General features: G+C 43.1%; 8 protein-coding genes. 3 read left to right on the top strand and 5 right to left on the bottom strand.

From position 1 onward, the window contains the following. Positions 1-165: 165 nt before the first annotated feature. Positions 166-438: a YnjH family protein gene (locus tag R7Z41_RS17630; protein WP_025768510.1), complete on the bottom strand. Its 273-nt coding sequence runs from the start codon at positions 436-438 to the stop codon at positions 166-168. Positions 439-755: 317 nt separating this feature from the next. On the opposite strand from R7Z41_RS17630, the gene R7Z41_RS17625 reads away from it, so the two are divergent. Next, entirely contained in the window at positions 756-1,355 is a 600-nt protein-coding gene (locus R7Z41_RS17625; protein ID WP_042521566.1) for a hypothetical protein, read from the top strand. Positions 1,356-1,428: 73 nt separating this feature from the next. Here the strand turns inward: R7Z41_RS17625 and R7Z41_RS17620 are convergent, their stop codons facing one another. Next, a complete protein-coding gene (locus R7Z41_RS17620) occupies positions 1,429-2,538 on the bottom strand; it encodes a 1-acyl-sn-glycerol-3-phosphate acyltransferase (RefSeq protein ID WP_005385027.1) in 1,110 nt (369 codons plus the stop codon). A gap of 191 nt (positions 2,539-2,729) precedes the next feature. Between R7Z41_RS17620 and R7Z41_RS17615 the strand changes: the two genes are divergently transcribed. Further along, positions 2,730-3,338 (top strand): hypothetical protein, encoded by a 609-nt coding sequence (locus R7Z41_RS17615; protein WP_005375302.1) that lies wholly within the window; start codon positions 2,730-2,732, stop codon positions 3,336-3,338. 109 nt (positions 3,339-3,447) lie between these two features. Here R7Z41_RS17615 and R7Z41_RS17610 read toward each other — a convergent pair whose 3' ends face one another. Beyond that, positions 3,448-3,930 (bottom strand): hypothetical protein, encoded by a 483-nt coding sequence (locus R7Z41_RS17610; RefSeq protein WP_005375301.1) that lies wholly within the window; start codon positions 3,928-3,930, stop codon positions 3,448-3,450. A 14-nt stretch (positions 3,931-3,944) separates the two neighbouring features. Then, the gene (locus R7Z41_RS17605) at positions 3,945-4,478 is read right to left on the bottom strand and encodes a nicotinate-nicotinamide nucleotide adenylyltransferase (protein WP_065275432.1); all 534 of its coding nucleotides are present in this window, start codon (positions 4,476-4,478) and stop codon (positions 3,945-3,947) included. Between the two features lie 178 nt (positions 4,479-4,656). Between R7Z41_RS17605 and nadE the strand changes: the two genes are divergently transcribed. Then, positions 4,657-5,487: an ammonia-dependent NAD(+) synthetase gene (gene nadE, locus R7Z41_RS17600; RefSeq protein WP_065275433.1), complete on the top strand. Its 831-nt coding sequence runs from the start codon at positions 4,657-4,659 to the stop codon at positions 5,485-5,487. A 100-nt stretch (positions 5,488-5,587) separates the two neighbouring features. Here nadE and R7Z41_RS17595 read toward each other — a convergent pair whose 3' ends face one another. Next, positions 5,588-7,405 (bottom strand): hybrid-cluster NAD(P)-dependent oxidoreductase, encoded by a 1,818-nt coding sequence (locus R7Z41_RS17595; protein WP_065275434.1) that lies wholly within the window; start codon positions 7,403-7,405, stop codon positions 5,588-5,590. Positions 7,406-7,547 lie beyond the last annotated feature (142 nt).

The raw sequence follows: 7,547 nt of genomic DNA, 5'->3' as shown, positions 1-7,547 counted from the left end.
TTAACATGAGTAGTTTTACAGGCAAAGCCGAAACGGATGATAACCACCTACTGAAGTAGGTGGTTTAGGGCTGAAAATGAAAAAAGCGAGCATGATGCTCGCTTTTTATTTTTCCAATCTCTTAATCTTAAACCGCTCTAAATGAAACAGACAACTTCGGCGCGTTTATTTCTCTTTTTTGAACACGACCCACTTTAACGAGCCATTGGTTTCAAAATCGTTCTCAGCGGTACACATCAGTAATACGCCTTCAACATTAATCACGGCCCCTGTGGTGTAGGCTTTATCATCGTAGTAACAGATACGCTGACCTACCTTACCGTCTGCAACTATTAGCGCTTTGTTTTCTGGTGTACTGTATGATTTAGCAAAAACGGAACCCGACAGCAGTACTGCAAAAACACCAGCGGTAAAAATAGATACACTTTTTAACTTCATGAAAATCTCCCTCAAACCTCAATAATACTAACAAGGACCCTTGTGAAGTTCTTGGAAGAATCTCATATTATTCAAATATCTACTGATATTTTTCTCACCTCTACACTTGGGTCTGCTTCACATTCAATCATTTAATTTATCTCATTTTAGTAAGCTTGAAGTTACTTAGCTCAGTAAAGAAGCGCACTTTTAACGTGTATCTCTAATTTGAATATTTAAGTTATGAATCAAAAACTGTGAGCAAAAAATGCATAATAGGTTTATTTAAGTATAAGATAAGCACCTGTTGATCTCGGTATTTAACTAACTCTTTGACTATGCGTTTTGTTTCCCTATGCCTTACTTCAATCCTACTCTGCTCGTCTCCTTTGGCATATGAGCTAGATTACTATTCTAAGTTTGGTCACATCGATAATTACGGCAATCTTGATCTTAGAAACAAGCCTTACACCCAACTACCCTCTGGCCTAGTGGTAAAGGGCAACTTAAACATCTCACAAACCCCTATCAAAACCTTGCCTAAAGGGCTTGATGTTGAAGGCAGTCTGGAAGCAACTAACAGCGCACTCAAAGTTATTCGCTCAGGAACAAAGATAAAAGGCTATGCAAACCTACTAGGTAGTAAGATCGAAAACTGGCCTAAAGGCATCAAACTAGGCGGTTACCTAAATCTGACAGATACACCGTTAAAAGCGCTTCCAGCTAAACTTCGAGTAAAAGGTGATCTAAGTGTTATTCGCACTCCCATTTCTGAACTTCCTGAAGGATTGGTGGTTGATGGTAATCTTTATATTGGAGGATCAGCGCTGAAAGTATTTCCAGACACAATGACGGTGAAAAGGAATATCTATTTAGGTGGTAACAGGATCACCAAATGGCCTAGCAATTTAACCCTTGGTGGCGCCGTCGCACCTTAAAGAGCAGATAAACAAAAGCCCCGTCAGACCGAGGCTTTAAGGCATTCTGAATCAACGAGTTCAGTGACGAAGATTACTCTTGGTTATTCACAGGATTAGCATAGCTCGCCACCAAATAAGGTCTTGCGCCTTCAGGTAGCTGATCCAACTTATCCGCGAGATGACGCTTAACCGCTTCCGTAATGATGCTCGAATCTTCATGCCCAGCAGCTAACAAGTTGATTGGGTACAATTTGTAGTTGTTGTGAATTTGGCGGTCGATTTCACCAGCAAGAGATTCCGGCGTTTCAAACTCTTGCTCAATCACATCACCAAACGCAACATGTACACGGCCTTTATAGCCAACGATACCTTGAATGATGCTTTCGATATCTTCAAATTCGCCTTTTTCATAGCGGCCATTTTCTGCTTTTTCGTACAGCTCTTTTGCTTTGGCAATGTCACATGGATCATTTTCATAGGCAATCGAGACAGGAACGATTTTCAGAGAACGCGTGTACTCACCAAAGCTGATCTTTTGTTTACGACCTTCAACATGGAACATTTTTAAAATCGCAGGATCAGTAAAGTCGTTTCCATCTTTAGCACGACCTTCCTTTTGGGCAATCCAAATTGAATTGCCAGTATCAAGCGAATGTTTGATATAGCTTGACAGTTGTCCCAATGCTTTCATCATTTCTCTAGGCGCCTTAGCAGAGCGCTTAACGATGAAGCTCTTATTGAGTCGCATCAATTCTGTCGCACATGGCTTCTTCAGCAGGTTATCGCCAATCGCTATACGAACTGTACGGTGCCCACTTTGGTACAAGCCATAATTTACGAGCGCAGGGTCCATCGCAATATCACGGTGGTTAGAAACGAATAGGTATGACGTGTTTTTATCCAGCTTATCCAAACCAGAAAAAGTGACGCCATCCGTTGTCTTATTCAATGTATCTTTCAGATACTTCTTCACTTCAATCTGAATTGCTTCGACAGAATCAAGCTTGCTCCACTTGGCTTTCAGGTAGATTCGCAGGATCGGGCTCATTAGCGTTTTGAACCACGCTGCTTTATTAGCAAAGCGATGTTCTAGGATAGCAGTGATAAATTCATCATCTTGGATTAGACGATCCAGCGCTGCTGGAATTTCTTCGTCGTTGTAAGGACGAATTTCAATATAAGGATCGGTATTGGCTGTCATTGTTCATTACATATCAAAAAAAGCTGGCACATTTTACGCATAGTTTTGCTGACAAGCAGCATTTCAACCCATACTTTTAACATGGTCATACCAGTTAAGCCACCATTTATCATGCTAAAAAATTCTCTCAGCAGGTTGGAATCGTATGGGTTTAACGTTACCCTTAGCGCCAAAAAACACTGGTACTCATAATGAACTACGCAATTGAATTTCACGACGCTAAATACCCCTTTCTTGATGTAGCTGCGCGTAAAAAAGCACTGAAGCACAGTCTACTATCTGTCATCGAAGGGTTAGCCGTCATTAAATTGGGTAAGCAGGAGTATGCCATTGAACCAGGCCAATATTTTTGGATTCCTCAAGGATGTTTGAGCTCCCTCACCTTTTTACCTAATTCTCGTGTATATCGTTGTGATTTTTCTGTGCGTTTAAATGACGACTTCTCACAACAGGCGGGCTTTGTGAAGCCTTCACCGCTACTAAAAGCGCTCGTCGAGAAGCTAGCAACAACTGCCGAACGCTCGGATCTGCAAACCGATCTACTGACAGTAGTAAGACATGAAGTATTGACGCTGTCTCCTAAACTAGCGCACTCAACGTTAACGAGAACCATCAATCAATGGACTCCTGGCTGTGACATGAATATTTCTAAAGAGCTTTGCTTGGTACTAACACTACGTGAAGCAAGAAAAATGAAACTGTCGGGGAAGAAGGAAGAGCAAATTGTTGACTCTCTTTTTGCTGGTAACACCGAAGAATATGAACAGCTTTGCTTTTTAGTCTTTGGAGAAGCGCTATAACTTGCTCTTCAACAAGCTACGTCTTCAGCATTACGGACACAGAAAGTAGATTAAAACAAAAAGGGCGTACATTGATAATGTACGCCCTTTTTTCATTTGCTTGAGATGTCTAGAAAGGTACTTCTATCTGCATCATCCAGTCAGCGTCATAATATTCGTGCCAACGATAATCAAACCGCATTCTTGGCTGTCCGTCTGATTTATCACCAAAACCAACGCTGAACATCAACCCGTGACTACGAAGCCACTCTTCTGTATCCATTTTACTCTCTTCGTCTCGGAGCTCTTCCGGCATCCAAAAACCAAGACCAAAGTAATTCTTTTCTAAGTTTTGAGTTAGAAGTGGGGTCTCTTCCGGCTTAATCGCCCACTCCTCCCAATAGTTTTCTGTTGGTCCTTCAAGCTTCGCTTCCGCTGCATACCAAATCAATGCTTCAGTACTTAACACGCCGATGGAATCTAAAATTTCTTCACAGATAGGAAGAGTGTTATCTTCAAACACCACGGAACGATCAGAAAAATAGTTACACGCGGAATGAGCTTGTGTCACCACAAGCAGCGCACATGCACTAAATAAAACGACTCTGACCATGAAAATCTGACCTCTCAGTTCCCAGACAATGTTTCTCTGTATAAGCCTTTACTAAGTAATAAATCACGTACGGAAGGTGTTGTATAGGCGCCGATCTCTTCACCCTCGGCCAATGCTTTGCGAATATCTGTGCTTCTTACTTTTACTTTCTCAGGACATGCCATAACAGTCCAACGTTCCGTAATCTCTTCAGCTCTACTAAATTTAGCAAATTTGAAGAAATTATCAGGACCAATGACAAAAGTTATATCGGCAGTTGGGTAGATTTCTTGAATTTTTTCTAACAACGCATAGGTCGTCACACTTTGTCCAGGTTGGTATAAAGCTTGCTCTGCATCAGAACGCTGAACATTAGAAAGCCCCATATCCTTGATGAACACATCAACCATTTTGCACCGAGTTGGGTAATCAAGCATGTTCTTGCCCCAAGCGTGTGCAATGCTTGGCTCAAGTAGCACAAGATCAAAGTGGCTCAAAGACTCAATAACACTTTTATGCCCTAAACTAGGTGGGTTAAATGCACTACCAAAAATGGCGATTTTTTTCATATCCGGTGATTACCTGGTTGAAGAGAGTTTTCTAATCTGATGATTTCGGTATGATACTACTAATCTTTACAGCTTTTGACCCTAAAGTCGCGTTTAATGAGCCTCAACTGTATGGTTTATCACCATTTGAGCAAATGCGCTTTAGAGTCTGAAATATTTGCAGGAAAAGGAACCCTAAATGGAACAATCCATCCGTGACGAAATGCGCGTACTCCCTTCAATTGATCCGCATTTTGAAATTGAACGCCGTGTCGCTTTTATTAAGCGTAAATTGCAAGAAGCGGGCTGTAAGTCTCTTGTTCTTGGCATCAGCGGTGGCGTTGACTCAACGACATGTGGTCGTTTAGCTCAGTTGGCTGTAGACCAACTAAACGAAGAAGCGGGCAACAATAGCTACCAATTTATCGCAGTTCGCCTGCCTTACGGGGAGCAAAAAGATGAAGATGAGGCTCAGCTCGCTCTGTCTTTTATCCAGCCAACCCATTCTGTATCGGTGAACATCAAAGCAGGTGTTGACGGGCTTCATTCGGCTTCTCACGTTGCATTAGAAGGCACAGACCTTCTACCAACTGATGCAGAAAAAGTCGACTTCGTAAAAGGCAATGTAAAAGCGCGTGCTCGCATGGTTGCTCAATACGAGATCGCGGGCTACGTAGGCGGCCTTGTTCTTGGTACTGATCACTCAGCAGAAAACATCACTGGTTTCTACACTAAATTTGGTGATGGCGCTTGTGACATGGCACCATTGTTCGGATTAAGTAAGCGCCAAGTTCGTGAAGTGGCTGCTACATTGGGTGCACCTGAGCAACTAGTGAAGAAAGTGCCAACGGCAGACTTAGAAGAGCTTGCTCCACAGAAAGCAGACGAAGATGCCCTAAGCCTAACTTACGAGCAAATCGACGACTTCTTAGAGGGCAAACCTGTTCCACAGCAAGTGAGTGACCGTCTGGTAGCGATTTACAAAGCAACGCAGCACAAACGCCAGCCAATCCCGACGATTTACGACTAAGCGATATTTTCAGCTCTCTTTAAAACTCAAAACGCTGCTAAAAATAGCAGCGTTTTTTTGTCTAGGAACAGTTTTTGTCGAAGGACAAAATTGCTCTCGCCTAGTTGGTTACTGTTACGTCCGTCTCTGGCACAGCACAACACGCCAATACGGTTCCCATTGCACGTTCCTCATCTGTCAACGCAGGCACGTCCGGATGATGTACTTGACCCGACGTAAGCTGAACCTTACACGCGCCGCATAAGCCAGCACGACAGCTATTGCTAACAACCTTCCCTGCGTCTTCAAGCTGATCTAACAACGTTTTCTGATTATTCCCTACAACTTTCGTCCCATTGAAATCGATCGCTATGCTCTTCTCTGGTCTTGAAGTGACTGAAGATACGCCAAACGCTTCTTGATGGTAGTTTTCTTCTGGCAGCCCTTTTCTTAGCAGGAGATTTTTCGCTTTCTCCATAAAACCATCAGGACCACACACAAACACTTGGCGCTGTTCAACATCTTTGATTTGCTTAATGTGTGACAAACTTAAACGCCCTTTCAAACCAAACCAATCAACAGCAGGTTGCGTTAAACAGACTTTTACTTCTAGCGCTGGGTGCTCACGCTTTAACTGCTCCAACTCTGAGCGACAAGGAATATCATTCTCGGTGCGACATTGATGGTAGAAAACCACGTTATCCAACTGATTGTGATCCGCTAAGTAACGCACCATTGATAACATTGGTGTTACTCCACTACCCGCAGAGAGTAACAACAGAGGCTGCGCTTCATGCGTTTTAAGGTGGAACTGACCGTCAGGTTGTTCTGCCTCTAAAACATCACCGACTTGTAAGTTGTCTAAGAGTGAGTTAGAGACTCTTCCACCCGCGATACGCTTTACAGAAATAGCATAACGACCCGGGCGAGAAGGACTGGATGACAAGGTATAGCGTCGACCCACTTTCTTACCATCAATATTCACCTCTATTGGTAGGTGTTGTCCTGGCAAGTAATTAGGCAACGAACCTTTGTTTGGCTCTAACCATAAGGTCACAAAGTCTTGGGCAATTTCTTCACGCTCAACACATGTAAGCTTCATGCGCACTGGCGAGTTATCTGCGTAAAACTCCGGCTCTTTGTACTCCAATACTTCAACTTTATCGCCTTGACGAATAATGCCTTCATTTCGCGCGACAAGATTCTGGCCAAAGAACACACCACCGACATCGTTTGCACGGAACTGTTGCAAGGTTTTGAGCGGCTCTTTGCTCTCACGGAATGTGCCTCTTTGGGTATTCACCGTAGTCAGGATACAGCGCTCGCAAGGTTTGAGAGACTCAAACTCTACCTCACCGATTCGTATGCGCTTCCATGAATCTTCTTCAAATGGCTTAGTATCAGAGACAACTAAGTTAGTACGAAACTGATCCATTGAGTGTAGCTCTGAACTTCTTCGGTTCAGCTCATCAAGTGAAGCTTGGCTGATCACTAAAACCGGATAACCATCAGCAAAACTGACGTTTTGACCTAGCTTTTCACGGACACGATTCGATTGCTCACCACTAAACAACAACTCAACGCGTTGCCCCAACACACGACTAAACCAGTCATCTGCATCATCTGTCGTGGTATAGGCAGTAAACGTATCTTTCCAAACCGTTGCAGGTGTCTCCTGCATTTTGAAATCTTGGTAACGGATTTTAAGTGGCTCCATACCCAAACTACTAAACACCACTCCATCGGACAATAAGGCAGACTTAATGGTTACCATTTGCGGATACTTTCGCGCAGTGATCATCGAGCCATCAGCTTTCGCAATCATAAAGCGACGATCGAAGCTCAATCCTTGCTTCTCAACCCATACGGACGACAGCGATAATCCGCCAACTGACTTAACCGGAAAAACATTAATTTGGGATAAAACGGGTTGCGACATGGCCTTCTTCCTACGGGTGTTTTTTATTTGTTGCGGTATTGTATACTCAAATCACATTAAGTTGCAGAGTCTGCTGCCTCTTCATCCATTTCAACTTTCTCGAAACCATATTCTTATAAATTTGGTTTTAGTGACAAGTATT

Source organism: Vibrio sp. 1457 (assembly GCF_033340195.1).
GTDB lineage: Bacteria > Pseudomonadota > Gammaproteobacteria > Enterobacterales > Vibrionaceae > Vibrio > Vibrio alginolyticus.
The sequence above is the reverse complement of the archived record's forward strand: the minus strand, read 5'-3'. Positions and strand labels throughout refer to the sequence as shown.

Coding starts and splice junctions, on each gene's coding strand:
- R7Z41_RS17595 (WP_065275434.1), bottom strand. CDS start 7,405: ATGTCGCAACCCGTTTTATCCCAAATTAATGTTTTTCCGGTTAAGTCA.
- R7Z41_RS17605 (WP_065275432.1), bottom strand. CDS start 4,478: ATGAAAAAAATCGCCATTTTTGGTAGTGCATTTAACCCACCTAGTTTA.
- R7Z41_RS17625 (WP_042521566.1), top strand. CDS start 756: ATGCGTTTTGTTTCCCTATGCCTTACTTCAATCCTACTCTGCTCGTCT.
- nadE (WP_065275433.1), top strand. CDS start 4,657: ATGGAACAATCCATCCGTGACGAAATGCGCGTACTCCCTTCAATTGAT.
- R7Z41_RS17620 (WP_005385027.1), bottom strand. CDS start 2,538: ATGACAGCCAATACCGATCCTTATATTGAAATTCGTCCTTACAACGAC.
- R7Z41_RS17630 (WP_025768510.1), bottom strand. CDS start 438: ATGAAGTTAAAAAGTGTATCTATTTTTACCGCTGGTGTTTTTGCAGTA.
- R7Z41_RS17610 (WP_005375301.1), bottom strand. CDS start 3,930: ATGGTCAGAGTCGTTTTATTTAGTGCATGTGCGCTGCTTGTGGTGACA.
- R7Z41_RS17615 (WP_005375302.1), top strand. CDS start 2,730: ATGAACTACGCAATTGAATTTCACGACGCTAAATACCCCTTTCTTGAT.